The organism is Rhizobium sp. CG4, assembly GCF_023701965.1.
Classification (GTDB): Bacteria; Pseudomonadota; Alphaproteobacteria; order Rhizobiales; family Rhizobiaceae; genus Agrobacterium.
On sequence record NZ_JABAEG010000006.1, the window covers coordinates 212,731 to 228,607 of the forward strand.

Here is a 15,877-nt window from a genome sequence, read left to right on the forward strand (position 1 = left end):
ATTTATGGTTTTCGTGACTATGCATTAAGGGTTGAGGAAATGAACACCCTCTTGAGAGCCATGTCAAACGGCTTGGTGGCGCCACGCAATATAAATTTTCACATCTCAAAAAGGGCCAAGCCTTTGGCGCATTTTCGAAAATTGCAAAAAGTCAAAAGGCATTGACCGCTTAACTTCGTGGTATCAACATGGCGGTGTTTGGACATGTCGGTGGTGCTGTGGCTTTGCCGGCATTTGGAGATACGCAACTGGTCAATCAAGATTGATCTGAAAATCTCTTTAAAAAATTCAAGGTTTATGCGCCGTTGATGCGGGTTTTCCGTGTGAAGGTGTTTGGGGAAATCTGGAGCAAACCGGGCTATATCAAAAGTTCTTCTGACCCCATCAAACAACCTATCGTGCTAGGTCTGGTTCAGTCGACGATGGTCCGGCCTTTGCGGGATCGTAGTGCGGCTTCGAACAATGCCGAGTGTGCTCATGGACCTGCCGAAGATAAAAGCGCTGATTGATTTTGTCGGGCGAACCAACGTTACCGAACTGAAGGTCACGGAAAAGGACGTCACCGTTCGAATTTTCCGAACTGGCCACGAAATCTCTGCTGCAACGGTCACGACACAGACTGACGGCGTTCACGCTACTCTGCCGGATACGCAAACGGCACCCTCTCACAACAACAGTTCTGGCACATCCGTCCGTGCACCGATCTTCGGTGTTTTGCACCGTGCATCTGCACCGGGCCAGCCGCCATTCGTCAATATTGGCGATGTGGTGGAAGAGGGGCAGACACTTTTTATTATCGAGGCCATGAAAGTATTCAACAAGATCGCCGCGCCCTGTGCTGGCCGTATCACCTTCGTTACGGATGTTGATGGCGGAGAGGTCGAAACCAACAATTTGCTGGCGGAGATTGCGTGATGGCAGAGAATTTCGCCAGCTCTGATCCACTCTTTGATACGGTGCTGATTGCCAATCGTGGTGAGATTGCTGTGCGCATACAGCGCGCCTGCCGCGAGCTTGGCCTGAAGACAGTTTCGATTTGCTCTGAGGCTGACAGGCAAGCCTCCTATGGCGAAACGGCAGATCATTTTGTCTGTATTGGTCCTGCCAATGCGCGCAGAAGCTATCTCAATCAGGATGCCATTCTTCTGGCCGCCCGGTTAACCGGTGCAGGTGCCATTCATCCCGGTTACGGTTTTCTGTCCGAGAACACGTCATTTTCGGCAGCCGTAGAGGATGCCGGACTGACCTTTATCGGTCCAGATGCACGGTCCATTGCCACCATGGGTGACAAGATTACCGCTAAGAAGGCGATGATTGCCGCGGGTGTGCCATGTGTGCCAGGGCCGGATACGGCGCTTCCAGATGACCATGCCACGGTTGAGCAGATTGCCCGTGACATTGGTTATCCTGTCATCATTAAGGCCGCAGGCGGCGGCGGTGGGCGTGGCATGCGGGTGGTTCAGGAACCATCTGCGCTGATCGAAGCAATGACCCTGACGCGTGAAGAGGCGAGACAGGCCTTCGGCAACCCAGCGCTCTACATGGAGAAGTTTCTCCAGCATCCCCGTCATATTGAGATACAGGTGCTTTGCGACACCCATGGAAATGCGGTTTGGCTTGGGCATCGCGATTGTTCAATGCAACGGCGCCATCAAAAAGTGGTCGAAGAAGCCCCGGCCCCGGGTATTGCAGCCGATATCATTGAGCCTGTGGGTTTGGCGTGCGTGGAAGCCTGCCAGCAGATTGGTTATCGCGGCGTTGGCACGTTTGAATTTCTGTATGAAGATGGAAAATTCTACTTCATCGAAATGAATACCCGTTTGCAGGTCGAGCATCCCGTTACCGAAATGACCAGTGGTATCGACATCGTGCAGGCCCAGATCAAGGCGGCGCAAGGTGTACGACTCGATCTTCAGCAGGATGATGTTGTCTGTGATGGACACTCTTTCGAGTGCCGGATCAACGCCGAAGATCCCGATACATTCCTGCCATCGGCAGGGGCTGTCACAGACATTGCCTGGCCGCAAGGCGAAGGAGTCCGGCTCGATACCCATATCTATCCCGGTTACCGGGTGTCGCCCTATTACGACTCCCTGATCGCCAAGTTGATCGTGCATGCGCCGACGCGGGCTGAGGCCATCACCAAGATGCGAACCGCGCTCGCCGGGACACGCGTTGAAGGCATTTCAACCAACCTGCCTTTCCTGCGTGCCCTGTTTGAAGACGCGGCTTTTGCCCAAGGCGAAACGGACATTCATTATCTAGAAAAGTGGCTGAAAGCATGGAGAGCGGCATGAGCAGGCTCGATTTCACCGATCCCGCCTCTCTTGAAGCTCTGACGGAGATGTTGTCGGCTGCCGGTGTCGAAGGCTTGGAAATCTCCACGCCAAATGCGCAGTTGCGGCTGGTTATTTCCGTGCCAGAGACCGTGAGAACGTCTCCGTCTGCCGTGGCTTTGAAACCGACGAATGCGACATCCAGCACGACGGTGAAGGCACCGATTGCCGGGCATTTCCATGTGTCACATCCGTCTCTTGCCTCTGGGGCGGGTCAATTCCCCCGCTCGGTTGTTGCGTCCGATGTGATTGGATTTATCCGTATCGGCCAAATTCTCGTGCCCGTCCTTGCCGGCCGCACTGGCTTGTTAACCCGTCAGCTCGCCGAGCAGGATGCTCTGGTTGGCTTCGGTGATGTTTTGTTCGAACTCGGGCCTCAATCATGATTGCCAGATCAAGTATCCTTGCGACGCACCATGAAATTCAGCCTGTCGTTAAAGGTCGGGCAAATATTTCCTTCATCGGCTCACGCTCCTTCCTGCTAGAAGCGCCGGGTGAATTCGATTTGCCGGCACAGCGCTTTATCTGGGCGCTTTCGCAAACTGTAAGTGCATGGGCTGATGTCGCGGAAGTCATTCCCGGCATGACCAACCTTCTTACCCTTTTCAAGGAAACGCCTGCAGACCCCGATGCTGTCGTCGGCCGTCTGCTGGAAGCATGGGACAATGCCGCAAGTATCGATCTCTCGGGAAAAACGGTTGAGATACCGGTTCACTACGGCGGTGAATACGCAACGGATCTTGCCGCATTATGCGACTTTTCCGGCTTAAGTGACCGTGAGATTGTACGCATTCATCATGAAGCGACATACAGGGTATTTGCGCTCGGTAGCGCGCCCGGCTTTGGGTATCTGCACGGACTTGATGGCCGTATTTACATGCCACGCAAAACGGTGCCGTCCATCAAGATGGAAAAGGGTTGCGTGACAATTGGTGGCATGCAGACCGGTGTTGCCATGCTGACCGGTCCCAATGGCTGGAACTCAATCGGCTATGCGGATTTGAAAATGTTCGATCCAACGTCAGCGACACCGGCGCTTCTGGCACCTGGCGACACTGTCCGTTTTGTGCCAGCGAGGGTAGAGCTATGATCGAAATCCTCGAAACCGGCCCTTTTAATACTGTTCAGGATCTCGGACGTCCGGGCTTTCGTAATATTGGTGTCACGGCTGGCGGCGCCATGGATTCGCTTGCTGTAAAAACCGGCAATATTCTTGTCGGGAATGAGCCGGATGCGGCTGTCATTGAAGTGCAGACCTTTCCGTTCAAATTGCGTGTTTCTATGCCGATGATTTTTGCGGTAACCGGTGCAGATGGCCTGGTTCTTCTGAATGGCAAAGACGTGTTGCCATGGTGCGCTCATCTGGCCAAGGGCGGTGATGTGCTGGAATTGCGACAACCGGTTAAACGCGCCCGCGCTTATGTTGCTGTTGCCGGCGGATTGGATGTCCCGGTGCTGATGGGATCACGCAGCACGGCACTGCGCGGCAATTTCGGCGGCAATGACGGAAGGCCGCTTGCGAAGGGTGATCATCTGAAAACTGGCACGCAGGAGAATATTTTGCCACTGCCTGCAAGTGGCTTGGCGGTGGTGGAGCCATCACAAGCTTTGGCCAATGTCTTTCCTGACATCGTTGAGGGCGTGTTGCAGGTTCGCGCTATTCCGGCTGGCGAACATCATTTGTTTGCCGATGATGGTGAAGCCTTCTGGGGGCAGGTCTGGCGTATCTCGTCGCGCAGTGACCGCACAGGTTACAGGCTTTCCGGCGAGCCCATCAAACCGACCGAGACCAGAGAAATGCGCTCGCACGGCGTCGTTCCAGGCGTTGTACAGGTTCCGCCTGGTGGGGAGCCGATTATTCAGATGAGCGATGCCAATACCGCTGGTGGTTATCCGAAGATAGCCGGTGTGATCGAGGCTGATCTGTGGCGGCTTGGACAGGCAAATCCCGGCGGAAAGATCAGGTTCGTCCGGACCAGCCACGAAGAGGCACGCCAGGTTGAGCAAGCGGTAAAAACCTATCTAGAGGACATCAAACGGACTGCAGACATGGTCAAGCGCGCTTTGAAGGCGATGGCCTGAGCAGCAACCGGATCAAGAGGGAGGAACTGATGAAAATCGATCTCAATTCCGACATGGGTGAAGGTTTCGGCCCCTACCGCTTGTGTGACGATGACGCCATGATGAAGCTGGTGTCGTCCGCCAACATTGCCTGCGGTTTTCACGGCGGTGATCCCGATACAATGGCGCGCATGGTGCGTTTGGCCAAGCAGAATGGCGTTGGTATTGGTGCGCATCCGGGTCTGCCAGATCGAGCCGGTTTTGGCCGGCGTGAATTGCCGTTTCAACCCGATGAACTGCGCCACCAGATGCTCTACCAACTGGGCGCACTGATCGCGATTGCCAAGAGCGAAGGCGTTGAGGTTGGCCACTTCAGTTTCCATGCGGCGATGGGCAACATGGTCAATCGTGATCCGGTGCTTGCCGACATGATGATGAACGCCATTTCGGCTGTTGATCCCAAGCTGGTGGTCTTTGTAACCCCGCAAAGTGAAATTGAAAAAGCCGCCAAACGGGCCGGTTTGAAAACCCTTGCCCTGTTCCTGGCCGACCGTGCCTATGACGCTAAGGGTAACCTTGTTGCCCGTGGTCTTCCAGGTGCGTTGGTCAAAGATGAACCATCCGTGCGTGCCCGGGTTCGCCGTTTTCTGACCGATGGGACAGTTGAGGCTATCGATGGCGCCATTCTTGCCATGCCGGCTCGGTCAATTCTTGTGCATAGCGATACGCCGGGTTCGCTGGAATTGGCCGGTATCGTGCACAGCGAAATCATTGCTTCAGGTGCGACCCTCGCGCCAGCCGCAGAACTTGCGTCTTAACAGGCCGCTCATCGGCCTTCTCCTTCATCTCACAGAAAGATCATTCCGATGCCTTCTACCGCTGACAGATTGAAAAACGTCTCCATATCCGCTTCTGCTGCCATGACACAGCGTGCCAGAGAACTGGCTGCGCAAGGTATCAAGGTTGTCAGCCTGTCGTCTGGGGAACCGGATTTTCCGACACCTGCCCATGCCATTGAGGCCGCCCATGAAGCTGCTCTTGGGGGCCAGACAAAATATCCGCCTATGGATGGCACACCGGGGCTGAAGGCTGCTATCGCCAGAAAGTTCAAGCGCGACAACAACCTCACCTATGATGCAAGCCAAATCATCGTATCCGGCGGCGGCAAGCAGGTTATTTTTAATGCCATGCTTGCGACCTGTAATCCGGGTGATGAGGTGGTTATTCCAACGCCGTCATGGGTGAGCTATGCCGACATCGTCAAGTTTGCCGGCGGTGTGCCGGTTCCTGTTCCCTGTGTTGAAGAGACCGGCTTCAAGCTGCGTGCAGAAGATCTTGAAGCGGCAATCACGCCGCGTACCAAATGGCTGCTGTTGAACTTCCCGAACAATCCAACCGGTGCTGCCTGCTCACGGTCGGAAATGGCCGCAATTGCAGAGGTGATGTTGCGTCATCCGGATGTCTGGATCTTGACCGACGATATTTATGAACATCTCGTTTATGATGGGTTTGAATTCGGCACGATTGCTGATGTCGAACCACGTCTCTATGACCGTGTTCTGACGATGAATGGCGTTTCCAAAGCTTATGCGATGACCGGCTGGCGTCTCGGTTATTGCGCCAGCGGTTCAAAGGAACTGATTGCGGCGATCAGCAACGTGAACGGTCAAAATAGCGGTGGTATCGCCACGGTTACGCAGGCCGCAGCCATTGCAGCATTGGATGGACCGCAGGATCTGTTGAAGGAACGCGCTGCAATCTATCGCGAGCGTCGCGATCTTGTGCTGGGCAAGCTGGCGGAAATTGAGGGTCTGCGTTGCCACAAGCCGGAAGGTGCATTTTACCTGTACCCGAACATGTCCGGGCTGATCGGCAAGACCACCAAGGGTGGCCGCAAGATTGAAGGTGACGTCGATTTTGTCATGGGGCTGGTGGAAGAACACCACGTTGCCACCGTTCAGGGCGCGGCCTATGGCATGAGCCCGTATTTCCGCATTTCCTATGCCACTAGCGTCGAAATGTTGAACGAAGGTTGCGCCCGTATCGCGCAGTACTGCAAGGATATGCGCTGATAAATTTGATCTGCCGGCCTGAATGTCGGGCCGGCAGGTAACTTCCTTACAGTTTCAACTTTTCGGTCAGCTCGACCAGAATGTCCTTCACGGCAAATGCCGGTTCCGACAAAGAGTTCTGGTCGGATGTGCATAAGGACAGGGTTTCCTCGATACGAGGAGACAAGATACGACAGATCAGCGGTTCGCTTGTTTCTGAGACGATACGGTCGGCGATCGCCTTCGGCATGATGGTTGCGCCAAGACCATTGGCAACGGCACGTGCGAGAGTTCTGACAATCTCTACCTCTGCGACAACCTTGAGGTTGATGCGGCTTCGGGTAAAGGCCGTATCGACAGCACGGCGTACAAAATTGTACGCAGGCGGCATCAGCATCGGCATACCGTCCAGCGCGGCAATCGGCACCGGTTTTGAGTCCGCCTCGATGGCAAAATCCCGGTGCGCCACCAGATAAAACTCTTCACTCAGCAGTGGTTCGAAACGCACGCCCTTGATCGGGCCGACGCCATGAATCAGGGCCAGCTCAAGGCGGCCGTTCATGATCATCTGGCTATAGGTCTGTCCGACGCTTTCGGTCAGATGAATGAGAATGCCTGGATGACGTTTGCGTGTTTCGGCCAGGAGATCGACCGACAATGTTGCTGCACTGCTGAAGGGTACGAGACCGACGGAAACCCGTCCGGCAATCGAGTTTCCAGCCGCCGATGCATCCACCTGTGCCTGTTCCATCTGGCGCAGAATGATCTGCGCGTGACGGTAAACAGCGTGGCCGGCATCGGTCATCGTCACACCCTGCTGGCTACGGATGAGCAACTTCTGGCCAAAATGTTCTTCAAGCGCTGCGAGCTGCTGGCTGAGGGCCGGCTGTGCGAGATGCAGAATATCTGCCGCACGCGTGATGCTGCCGCTATCAACAATGACGATGAACGATTTTAAACGTCTTATATCCATGTTTTTTCAAATGGTTTTGGGTGGCGCGCAGATTACAGGCTCGGCCAGGTTTTGCAATGCAGGCCCTTGTATGAATTTCGTAATTCGCTGTGGTGGATTTTCGCCAATCCCGTACGGAAAAGCTGTTTTCTGCCCTCCATAAAAGTTCCTTATTACTCCAAAAGTAATCGGTCTTAGGCAAGAGCCCAAAGCTTAGCTAATGTTCATGGCAACAAATAAAGGGGATCAGAATGCCATTCTCCGATTACAAGACCGCTTTGGTCACCGGCGCTTCATCCGGTATCGGCGCAGCAGTTGTAGAGCGGCTCCGTCGCGAAAATATTGAAGTTCATGCTGTTGCCCGCAGTGCGGATGCGTTGAATGAACTTGCAAATCGTACTGGCTGCATAGCGCATGCTATAGATGTTACCGATCGAGCAGCGCTTGCCACTCTCTCCGAGAAGGTTCAGTTCGATATTCTGGTTAATAATGCCGGTGTCGACAGGCCGAAAAAATTTCTGCAGGCTGATGCCGACGACATTGATCTTCTTGTCGATGTGAACCTGCGTGCGGTTCTGCATATCTGCCGCCTGATCGTTCCGGGCATGGTGGAGCGCGACCGCGGTCACGTCATCAACATTTCGTCGATTGCCGGCAATTACAACTTTGGAGGAAACTCCACCTATCACGCCGTCAAGGCTGGTGTTGCCATGCTGTCGAACCAGTTGCGGCTGGATGCATTTGGCAAGCGTGTCCGTGTGACGGAAATCTGCCCGGGCCGGGTTGCGACGGATATCTTCAATCACGTTCACGGCAATGACCCGAGCGTACGTGAACGTTTTATCGACGGTTTTGAATTGCCGAAGGCCGAAGACATCGCCGATGCAATAGCCTTTGCCATCGCAGCACCGGTAGCTGTCAATATTGGTCACATGGAAATTACGCCGACCTTGCAGGTGATGGGCGGTCTTCAAACTGCCAAGCCACAAACTGCCGCGCAGTCTGATGCCACCAAGGAGCCAAAGCCGTGAGCGGCTTTGATCTGATGTCCGTCCTGAGCAATCAGGAGTACATCGGGATGCTGCTCCACGGCATCAAGATCACATTTGCTATCTTCCTTGGCTCGTGGTCGCTGGCCATGTCACTGGCGCTGGTGCTGTTGTGCATCCGCTTTTCGCCGTTCAAATTCGGTGATCGTCTTGTTGCGGCATATGTTTCCTACCATCGTAATGTGCCGACACTGGTACAGTTGATGTTGTGGTACTTCGGTATCTTTACGTTGCTGCCGTCGGGACTGACAAACTGGCTGACGGATCATAACGCCGAAGCAGTGTTTGCCGTGGTAGGGCTTGGACTTTGTCAGGCCGCCTATTTCAGTGAGGATTTGCGGTCAGGTTTGCGCTCGGTTAGTCCTGGGCAGATGGAGGCGGCAAAAGCACTGGGGCACGGTTATCTGTCGGCCATGCGCTTCATCATCATGCCGCAAGGTGTGCGTAATGCATTGCCGCCGCTCATCAACCACAGCGTTTCCCTGTTCAAGAACAGCAGTCTTGCTCTGGTTATCGGTGCGTCCGAATTGACCCATGCGGTCAAGGAAATTGAAAATCTCAGCTTCCAGACCTTTGAAATCTATCTGGTTGGGACTGTTCTTTATCTCTTCTTCTCGCTGTTGATCATGGCTGCCGGAGCTTATCTGTCGATGCGTCTGGATCCTGTATGGAGGGCACGGACATGATCGGAGATATGATCACCATCATCCAAGACTACTGGCTGCTTTTGTTGATCGGTCAGTACCCGAATGGCCCGCTTGGTGGCCTTGCCAACACGCTTATTCTGTCAGCGCTCGCTATTGCCTTTGCGTTCCCGGTCAGCATTCTCATGGCCATGGCACGCCTGTCCAAATGGCGCATGGTCCGGTGGCCGATCACAGCGCTTGTTTATGTCACACGCGGCGTACCGTTGCTGATGCTGATCCTGTGGACCTACTTCCTCATCCCGTTGTGGACGGGCGCTGATGTACCAAGCTTCGCCATTATGCTGGTGACGCTCGTTGTCTATCAGGGCGCATTCCTTAGCGAGGTTGTCCGGGCTGGTATTGTTGCCCTAGGGGCAGGCCAGATGGATGCAGCAAGAGCGCTGGGTCACAGCTATCTCAGCGCCATGCGTTTTATCATCCTGCCGCAGGCGCTCTATAACATGATCCCGAGCATGATCTCGACCTTCGTTGCGACGATTAAGGATACGACGCTTGGTTATGTCATTAACGTGCCGGACCTTACCTTCGCGGCAAGTCAGGTTAACAACCAGCTTCTGACGCAGCCCTTCCAGGTCTTCCTCATTCTGGCAATCGTTTATTACGCCATCTGCTGGAGCCTGACCTATCTCGCCAATGCTGTTGAGCGCCGTATTGCCAAGCGTCGCGCGGGTGTGGTTGCCCGCCCGCAACCGGAAACGCTGGCGCAGGCCAAAATCATAACGGAGCAGCCATGACCACGACATCATCATCGAAAGAGCAGACGATCCGTATCTCGAATGTCTGCAAAAGCTATGGCGACTATCAGGTTCTGAAAAATGTTGACGCTGAGGTGGCGCGTGGCGAAGTGGTGGTCATCTGTGGTCCCTCGGGTTCCGGAAAGTCGACGCTGATCCGCACCGTTAATCGTCTTGAGGAAATCAACAGCGGTTCGATCACGCTGGATGGCCAGGACATTCATGCGGCGACAAAAACGAAGGAACTCAACCTGCTGCGTAGCCGGGTTGGTTTCGTGTTCCAGAGCTTCAATTTGTTTCCGCATCTGTCGGTGCTGGAAAATGTGACGATCTCGCCCATCCGCGTCAAAGGTGTTGCACCTGATGTAGCCCGCGACAAGGCATTGAAACTTCTGGATCGAGTTGGTCTGGCCGACAAGGCTGGCGCTTACCCGGCTCAATTGTCCGGCGGTCAACAGCAGCGTGTGGCGATTGCCCGCGCTTTGGCCATGGAGCCTCCGGTCATGCTGTTCGATGAGCCGACAAGCGCGCTCGATCCTGAAATGGTTGGCGAAGTGCTGGCCGTGATGAAGGGATTGGCCGCAGAAGGCATGACCATGATGTGTGTCACGCATGAAATGGGCTTCGCCCGCGAAGTTGCCGACCGCATCTGGTTTATCGATGCTGGTGAAATTATCGAAAAGGCAACGCCTGAAGAGTTTTTCACCACACCACGCCATCCGCGCGCGCAGCGGTTCCTGTCCGATCTGCGTCACTGATACCAAGCAAAATCATAAGAGGAGAACTGCAATGAACTGGAAATGCCTTACACTCACCGCCATTCTCGCTGGTACAGCCCTTGCGACGCCTGCCGCTGCGGATCAGCTGGATACGATCATGTCCAACAAGGTTTTGCGTTGCGCGACCTTCGCAGACGTTGTTCCTTTTGCTGCTCCCGATCCAAAGACCCGCGAAATGGCTGGTTTCGACGTTGATCTTTGCAATGCCATTGCCAAGGAACTCGGCGTAAAGGCTGAGGTCAAGCCTGTGTCGGTTGAAGCCCGCGTACCAGAGGTCAAGCTCGGCCGCGTTGATATCACGGTTGCCAACCTTGCCTATACACAGAGCCGCGCAGAGCAGATCCAGTTCAGCGATCCCTATTACCTTGCCAAGGAAATGTTGATCGTGCCGGTTGATGATGCCGGTCAGAAGAAGGCCGACTATGAAGGTCAGCGCGTTGCCTCCACCAAGGGCTCGACCTCTGAAATGTCGATCAAGCTCAACAAGTCCGATCCTTTGACCTTCCAGGACACTGCGTCTGCCTATCTCGCCGTTCAGCAGGGTAAAGCCCGTGGCATGGTTGCCAACACCATGACAACGACGAAGTTTGTCAACGAATCCAAGACCAAGGGCAAGCCAATGCGCATGATTGAGGAGCCAATGCTCTATCAACCGATCGGTATTGGCATGGCCAAGGACAATCCAGCTCTGACAGCCAAGATCAACGAAGTGCTGAAGAAGCTCGATGCAGACGGCGAGATCAACAAGATTTGGGACAAGTGGCTTGGCCCGGATACCGAATACAAGATGACCCGTACCGACAAGGTGGTTCCACTTTCCGAACTGAAGTTCGACCCGATTCCTTGATCCTGCCGGGCTAAGGCCCCTCAGCAACCATTGAAACACACACATCAACATCAATGCGAGCGGCGGGACGTTCCCGCCGCATGCCTTACCGTGGGAGGTTTTTATGATCCACATTAAAGATATCGCAGAACGGCCAAGCAAAGAAGACATCGAAGCGCTTTCGAAGTTCTCGCCTGCAACCATCCATGAGGCACAGGGTCGTAAAGGTGCACTTTCCTCCCGTTTGAAGCCTGTCGACTACAAGATGAAGCTGTGCGGCCCTGCCTTCACGGTGAAAAGCGCCCCGCGCGACAACATCATGCTGCAGCTGGCCATCAACTATGCCAAGCCCGGCGACATCATTGTTGTTTCGGCTGGTGAATATGAAGAAGCCGGTTCTTTCGGTGACGTGCTGGCCAATGCCTGCCTGGCAAAGGGTATCGGCGGTCTGGTCACTGACACCGGTGTGCGCGACACATTGCAACTGAGAGACCTCGGTTTCCCGGTTTTCTCTCTCAGCGTCTGCATCAAGGGCACTGTGAAAGAAACGATTGCCGCGGTGAATGACAGCATCATCGTTGGCGGCGAAATCATCAATCCCGGCGATATTATCGTTGGTGATGCCGATGGTCTGGTTGTCGTGCGCCGTGAAGACGCCCAGGAATCGGCGCGTCTGTCGCAAATCCGCGAAGATGCCGAAGCTGGTTACATTGAAGCCTACAAGCAGGGCAAATCGGTTGTCGAAGTCAGCAATCTCGAGGCCGTGTTGAAGGCCAAGGGTCTGGTTGTCGATATCTGATCATGTGGTGTTGCGAGGCAGATCTGCTGTTTCGCGCCATCGCCAGTGATCCCATGAGAAAAGAGGAACGGTGTGCTGGGTGTCCGATACCGTTCGTCCCTTGAATGAAATGACACCTCCTTTTAAGGAACAAGGTCTGATGACGTCTCGACTATTTGATTTGTCCGGTTTGCGTGTCTTGGTGACGGGTTCGTCGCAGGGGATTGGACTTGCTTTGGCGCAGGGTCTTATCGAGCATGGTGCATCTGTTGTGCTGAATGGCCGTGACAAGGTGCGGCTTGGCGAAGCGGCGGCAGCGCTGAAGGCTGAAACGGGCGTTGCTGTCGATACGGCAGATTTCGACGTGACGGATGCTGACGCGGTCAACCGTGGTGTCGAGGCGATCGAGCGGGATATCGGACCGATCGATATCCTGATCAACAATGCCGGCATGCAGTTCCGCTCACCGCTGGAGGATTTTCCAGCTGACCGGTGGGAACAGTTGCTGAAGACCAATATCTCCAGCGTGTTTTATGTTGGTCAGGCGGTGGCGCGTCACATGATCGGCCGTGGTCGTGGCAAGATCATCAATATCGCCTCGGTGCAGAGTGAACTGGCCCGTCCGGGAATTGCGCCCTACACGGCCACCAAGGGTGCGGTGAAGAACCTGACACGCGGCATGTGCACCGATTGGGCCAAATATGGCCTGCAGATCAATGCGATTGCTCCTGGATACTTCAAGACACCGCTCAATCAGGCACTGGTCGATAGTGAGGAGTTCTCGTCCTGGCTTGAGAAGCGCACACCGGCTGGCCGCTGGGGCAATGTCGATGAGCTGGTGGGCGCGGCTGTGTTCCTGTCGGGCAAGGCATCGTCGTTTGTGAATGGCCATACGCTTTATGTCGATGGCGGGATTACCACCAGCCTTTGAGTTTTGGCTCCGTGAGCCAAAGAGCCTTTTTGACATCCCATGATGGCGGTGATGGCGGATGCGTGCCCATCGGCCATGACTACTGATCATGCCCACTGACCATAACCGCGTGAGCGGTGTTTATCTTTTGGAGGAAACCATGAGCAAACCGGACATTCTGATGACGGGTCCATACCCGGAATGGGATCAGGTGGAGTTGGATGCACATTATACGGTGCACAAGCTGTTTGAAGCCGCCGACCGCGATGCATTCCTGAACCAGCATGGCGACAAGATCCGTGCGATTGCCACCCGTGGTGAACTGGGTGCCTCTGCCGAACTGATCGGCAAGCTGCCGAAGCTCGAAGTGATCTGCGTCTACGGTGTCGGTTTTGATGCGGTTGATCTGGCAGCCTGCCGGGCTCGCGGCATTCGCGTTACCAATACACCTGATGTGCTGACCAATGATGTGGCCGACCTTGGTGTGGCAATGATGCTGGTGCAGTCACGTGGCATCATTGGCGCAGAGACCTGGGTCAAGGACGGAAGCTGGGCGGAAAAAGGTCTTTATCCGCTGAAGCGCCGCGTCTGGGGCCGCAAGGCCGGTGTGCTGGGCCTTGGCCGTATCGGCTTTGAAGTCGCAAAGCGCCTGCGTGGCTTTGATATGGACATCGCCTATAGCGATGTCGAGGCAAAATCCTATGCGGAAGGTTTAACTTATATTGCCGATCCGGTGGAACTGGCCCGGCATGCCGACTGCCTGTTCGTCACACTGGCTGCTTCTGCTGTCACCCGCCATATTGTCTCAAAGGATGTGATTGCCGCACTTGGACCTGAGGGCATGCTGATCAACATCTCACGGGCCTCGAACATCGATGAGGAGGCACTGCTGGAAGCACTGGAGAACAGGACGCTTGGTTCGGCAGCGCTTGATGTGTTTGAGGGTGAGCCAAAGCTCAATCCACGTTTTCTGCAACTCGACAATGTACTGGTTCAGCCGCACCATGCGTCTGGAACCATTGAGACCCGCAAGGCCATGGGCAAGCTGGTACGAGACAATCTCGCCGCGCATTTTGCCGGGTCTGCCCTGTTAACGCCTGTTCTGTGAGAGAAGCCATGAAAGCCGTCGTCATACATGCCGCAAAGGATCTGCGTATCGAGGAGAGAGACGTCGAACCTGTTGGTCCGGGTCAGGTAGAGGTTGCCATTGAAGCGGGCGGTATTTGCGGCTCTGACCTGCATTACTATAATCACGGTGGTTTTGGCACCGTGCGCATCCGCGAACCGATGATCCTCGGCCATGAGGTGGCCGGTACGATCAAGGCGCTGGGTGAGGGTGTCTCGGGGCTTTCCGTGGGTGATCGTGTTGCGGTCTCGCCAAGCCGTCCTTGCAATGACTGCGAATATTGCCTGAAGGGGCAGCAGAACCACTGCCTCAACATGCGGTTTTATGGCAGCGCCATGCCGATGCCGCATATCCAGGGCGCGTTCCGCCAGAGGCTGGTGGCGCAGGCCTGGCAGTGCCACAGGGTAGAAGAGGGTGTGTCGATCCATGAAGCGGCGATGGCTGAACCCTTTGCCGTCACACTGCATGCGGTGACACGGGCTGGAGCCTTGACCGACAAGCGGGTTCTGGTGACCGGCTGTGGACCCATTGGAGCGCTGGCGATCATTGCAGCACGGGCGCATGGGGCGCGCGAGATTGTGGCAACCGATGTGATGGATGCGGTGCTGAAGAAGGCACTGGATGTTGGTGCTGACCGGGTGATCAATGTTGCCGACAATGCCGATCAGCTCTCTGCCTATTCCGCCAACAAGGGATATTTTGACGTTCAGTTCGAGGCGTCGGGCAACCAGAGCGCTGTGCGCTCGGGGCTTGAGGTTCTTCGTCCGCGCTCGACCGTTGTGCAGCTTGGGCTGGGTGGCGATGTCTCCATTCCGCAAAACATGGTGGTTGCCAAGGAAATCGAAATGAAGGGCACGTTCCGGTTCCATGAGGAGTTCGGGCTTGCGGTCGACTTCATCAACAAGGGCCGTGTTGATCTCAAACCACTTCTGACCGGAACTTTCCCGCTCAACGAAGCCGTCACCGCATTCGAAACAGCCGCAGACAGAACAAAGTCAATGAAAGTGCAATTGGCATTTTGATCCGCCATGCGAAAAAAACCAAGGTCAGGCAGATGGCATGACCTTGCGCCACAAGAGCTTGCCCATGTCTGCTATGGTCATGGTTGTGTCGTTGTACCCGCCCCGTTGGCCAACAGACCGTCTGAGACGGCTTTCGTGCACCGCTACGCCGCCAATCGATAAACCGCTGGTGGCTTGCTGACCGTGACGGCCGACGTCGTTCTGTCGCGGCTCTCGACGCCAATGCCTGAAGGCTTGGCCTTTCCGTCGGCATGGCTCTGGCCAAAGCGCAGGCACTTGTGCCGGAGCTGGTCGTTGCGGATACGGACAGTCGGGGAGATGGTGAGGCGCTCGAGCGACTTGCTTTTTGGGCGTTGCGGGTTTTCTCCTGCTGACGTCGATGGTCCAGCGGTTCGCAACTGCCGGCCTAGAGGCGCGTGCGGACATTGCTGACACAAGACGGGCGGCGCATGCTTTTGCGCGCTCCACAACCAGAACAACCCTTGTTGTGTCATCAGGTTGAAGCCTGCCATCGCATTGTCGTCTGCCGCTTGCGGCCCTTCGTCT

18 protein-coding genes are annotated in these 15,877 nt (G+C 55.2%); 16 read left to right on the plus strand and 2 right to left on the minus strand.

Going from position 1 to position 15,877, the window contains the following annotated elements; all coding sequences use genetic code 11:
* The first annotated feature begins 477 nt into the window (after positions 1 to 477).
* From HGO37_RS17945 to HGO37_RS17975, 7 genes are read left to right on the plus strand one after another with little or no spacing between them, the layout of a single operon-like run.
* Positions 478 to 915: an acetyl-CoA carboxylase biotin carboxyl carrier protein gene (locus HGO37_RS17945; RefSeq protein ID WP_250984616.1), complete on the plus strand. Its 438-nt coding sequence runs from the start codon at positions 478 to 480 to the stop codon at positions 913 to 915.
* Entirely contained in the window at positions 915 to 2,297 is a 1,383-nt protein-coding gene (gene accC / locus HGO37_RS17950; RefSeq protein ID WP_250984512.1) for an acetyl-CoA carboxylase biotin carboxylase subunit, read from the plus strand. Before HGO37_RS17945 ends, accC begins: the two co-directional genes overlap by 1 nt.
* The gene (locus HGO37_RS17955) at positions 2,294 to 2,722 is read left to right on the plus strand and encodes an acetyl-CoA carboxylase (RefSeq protein WP_250984513.1); all 429 of its coding nucleotides are present in this window, start codon (positions 2,294 to 2,296) and stop codon (positions 2,720 to 2,722) included. Before accC ends, HGO37_RS17955 begins: the two co-directional genes overlap by 4 nt.
* A complete protein-coding gene (gene pxpB / locus HGO37_RS17960) occupies positions 2,719 to 3,426 on the plus strand; it encodes a 5-oxoprolinase subunit PxpB (RefSeq protein WP_250984514.1) in 708 nt (235 codons plus the stop codon). The genes HGO37_RS17955 and pxpB overlap by 4 nt, the downstream gene beginning before the upstream one ends.
* Positions 3,423 to 4,418 carry a 5-oxoprolinase subunit C family protein gene (locus tag HGO37_RS17965; RefSeq protein ID WP_250984515.1) on the plus strand — a complete coding sequence of 332 codons (996 nt, stop codon included), beginning with the start codon at positions 3,423 to 3,425 and terminating at the stop codon, positions 4,416 to 4,418. Before pxpB ends, HGO37_RS17965 begins: the two co-directional genes overlap by 4 nt.
* A 29-nt stretch (positions 4,419 to 4,447) precedes the next feature.
* Positions 4,448 to 5,215, plus strand: coding sequence for a 5-oxoprolinase subunit PxpA (locus tag HGO37_RS17970; RefSeq protein WP_250984516.1), 768 nt, complete (start codon positions 4,448 to 4,450; stop codon positions 5,213 to 5,215).
* 48 nt (positions 5,216 to 5,263) lie between these two features.
* Positions 5,264 to 6,469, plus strand: coding sequence for a pyridoxal phosphate-dependent aminotransferase (locus tag HGO37_RS17975; RefSeq protein ID WP_250984517.1), 1,206 nt, complete (start codon positions 5,264 to 5,266; stop codon positions 6,467 to 6,469).
* Positions 6,470 to 6,515: 46 nt separating this feature from the next.
* On the opposite strand, the gene nac is transcribed toward HGO37_RS17975, so the two are convergent.
* Positions 6,516 to 7,421 (minus strand): nitrogen assimilation transcriptional regulator NAC, encoded by a 906-nt coding sequence (gene nac / locus HGO37_RS17980; protein WP_192489722.1) that lies wholly within the window; start codon positions 7,419 to 7,421, stop codon positions 6,516 to 6,518.
* A 230-nt stretch (positions 7,422 to 7,651) separates the two neighbouring features.
* Here nac and HGO37_RS17985 point away from each other — a divergent pair, with 230 nt between their 5' ends.
* The 9 genes from HGO37_RS17985 to HGO37_RS18025 all read left to right on the plus strand — a co-directional run bounded on the left by HGO37_RS17985 (position 7,652) and on the right by HGO37_RS18025 (position 15,331).
* A complete protein-coding gene (locus tag HGO37_RS17985) occupies positions 7,652 to 8,431 on the plus strand; it encodes an SDR family oxidoreductase (protein WP_250984518.1) in 780 nt (259 codons plus the stop codon).
* Positions 8,428 to 9,135 (plus strand): amino acid ABC transporter permease, encoded by a 708-nt coding sequence (locus HGO37_RS17990; protein WP_250984519.1) that lies wholly within the window; start codon positions 8,428 to 8,430, stop codon positions 9,133 to 9,135. Before HGO37_RS17985 ends, HGO37_RS17990 begins: the two co-directional genes overlap by 4 nt.
* On the plus strand, positions 9,132 to 9,890 hold the full coding sequence (locus HGO37_RS17995) for an amino acid ABC transporter permease (protein WP_192489719.1): 759 nt from the start codon (positions 9,132 to 9,134) through the stop codon (positions 9,888 to 9,890). Before HGO37_RS17990 ends, HGO37_RS17995 begins: the two co-directional genes overlap by 4 nt.
* The gene (locus HGO37_RS18000; protein ID WP_192489718.1) at positions 9,887 to 10,648 is read left to right on the plus strand and encodes an amino acid ABC transporter ATP-binding protein; all 762 of its coding nucleotides are present in this window, start codon (positions 9,887 to 9,889) and stop codon (positions 10,646 to 10,648) included. Before HGO37_RS17995 ends, HGO37_RS18000 begins: the two co-directional genes overlap by 4 nt.
* Positions 10,649 to 10,679: 31 nt before the next feature.
* The gene (locus HGO37_RS18005; RefSeq protein ID WP_250984520.1) at positions 10,680 to 11,516 is read left to right on the plus strand and encodes an ABC transporter substrate-binding protein; all 837 of its coding nucleotides are present in this window, start codon (positions 10,680 to 10,682) and stop codon (positions 11,514 to 11,516) included.
* 103 nt (positions 11,517 to 11,619) lie between these two features.
* Positions 11,620 to 12,294, plus strand: coding sequence for a 4-carboxy-4-hydroxy-2-oxoadipate aldolase/oxaloacetate decarboxylase (locus tag HGO37_RS18010; protein ID WP_250984521.1), 675 nt, complete (start codon positions 11,620 to 11,622; stop codon positions 12,292 to 12,294).
* Positions 12,295 to 12,433: 139 nt separating this feature from the next.
* Entirely contained in the window at positions 12,434 to 13,204 is a 771-nt protein-coding gene (locus HGO37_RS18015) for an SDR family oxidoreductase (protein WP_250984522.1), read from the plus strand.
* A gap of 139 nt (positions 13,205 to 13,343) precedes the next feature.
* Positions 13,344 to 14,291: a 2-hydroxyacid dehydrogenase gene (locus HGO37_RS18020; RefSeq protein WP_250984523.1), complete on the plus strand. Its 948-nt coding sequence runs from the start codon at positions 13,344 to 13,346 to the stop codon at positions 14,289 to 14,291.
* An 8-nt stretch (positions 14,292 to 14,299) separates the two neighbouring features.
* Positions 14,300 to 15,331, plus strand: coding sequence for an L-idonate 5-dehydrogenase (locus HGO37_RS18025; RefSeq protein WP_192489713.1), 1,032 nt, complete (start codon positions 14,300 to 14,302; stop codon positions 15,329 to 15,331).
* A 143-nt stretch (positions 15,332 to 15,474) separates the two neighbouring features.
* On the opposite strand, the gene HGO37_RS18030 is transcribed toward HGO37_RS18025, so the two are convergent.
* Positions 15,475 to 15,843 carry a hypothetical protein gene (locus HGO37_RS18030; RefSeq protein ID WP_250984620.1) on the minus strand — a complete coding sequence of 123 codons (369 nt, stop codon included), beginning with the start codon at positions 15,841 to 15,843 and terminating at the stop codon, positions 15,475 to 15,477.
* Positions 15,844 to 15,877 lie beyond the last annotated feature (34 nt).

What these genes read in the sequence shown, in the direction of transcription:
- HGO37_RS17975 (WP_250984517.1), top strand. Translation starts at nt 5,264, where the DNA reads ATGCCTTCTACCGCTGACAGATTGAAAAACGTCTCCATATCCGCTTCT.
- HGO37_RS18010 (WP_250984521.1), top strand. Translation starts at nt 11,620, where the DNA reads ATGATCCACATTAAAGATATCGCAGAACGGCCAAGCAAAGAAGACATC.
- HGO37_RS18015 (WP_250984522.1), top strand. Translation starts at nt 12,434, where the DNA reads ATGACGTCTCGACTATTTGATTTGTCCGGTTTGCGTGTCTTGGTGACG.
- HGO37_RS17970 (WP_250984516.1), top strand. Translation starts at nt 4,448, where the DNA reads ATGAAAATCGATCTCAATTCCGACATGGGTGAAGGTTTCGGCCCCTAC.
- accC (WP_250984512.1), top strand. Translation starts at nt 915, where the DNA reads ATGGCAGAGAATTTCGCCAGCTCTGATCCACTCTTTGATACGGTGCTG.
- HGO37_RS18025 (WP_192489713.1), top strand. Translation starts at nt 14,300, where the DNA reads ATGAAAGCCGTCGTCATACATGCCGCAAAGGATCTGCGTATCGAGGAG.
- HGO37_RS18030 (WP_250984620.1), bottom strand. Translation starts at nt 15,843, where the DNA reads ATGGCAGGCTTCAACCTGATGACACAACAAGGGTTGTTCTGGTTGTGG.
- HGO37_RS17955 (WP_250984513.1), top strand. Translation starts at nt 2,294, where the DNA reads ATGAGCAGGCTCGATTTCACCGATCCCGCCTCTCTTGAAGCTCTGACG.
- HGO37_RS17985 (WP_250984518.1), top strand. Translation starts at nt 7,652, where the DNA reads ATGCCATTCTCCGATTACAAGACCGCTTTGGTCACCGGCGCTTCATCC.
- HGO37_RS18000 (WP_192489718.1), top strand. Translation starts at nt 9,887, where the DNA reads ATGACCACGACATCATCATCGAAAGAGCAGACGATCCGTATCTCGAAT.
- HGO37_RS17995 (WP_192489719.1), top strand. Translation starts at nt 9,132, where the DNA reads ATGATCGGAGATATGATCACCATCATCCAAGACTACTGGCTGCTTTTG.
- HGO37_RS18020 (WP_250984523.1), top strand. Translation starts at nt 13,344, where the DNA reads ATGAGCAAACCGGACATTCTGATGACGGGTCCATACCCGGAATGGGAT.
- HGO37_RS18005 (WP_250984520.1), top strand. Translation starts at nt 10,680, where the DNA reads ATGAACTGGAAATGCCTTACACTCACCGCCATTCTCGCTGGTACAGCC.
- HGO37_RS17945 (WP_250984616.1), top strand. Translation starts at nt 478, where the DNA reads ATGGACCTGCCGAAGATAAAAGCGCTGATTGATTTTGTCGGGCGAACC.
- HGO37_RS17965 (WP_250984515.1), top strand. Translation starts at nt 3,423, where the DNA reads ATGATCGAAATCCTCGAAACCGGCCCTTTTAATACTGTTCAGGATCTC.
- nac (WP_192489722.1), bottom strand. Translation starts at nt 7,421, where the DNA reads ATGGATATAAGACGTTTAAAATCGTTCATCGTCATTGTTGATAGCGGC.
- pxpB (WP_250984514.1), top strand. Translation starts at nt 2,719, where the DNA reads ATGATTGCCAGATCAAGTATCCTTGCGACGCACCATGAAATTCAGCCT.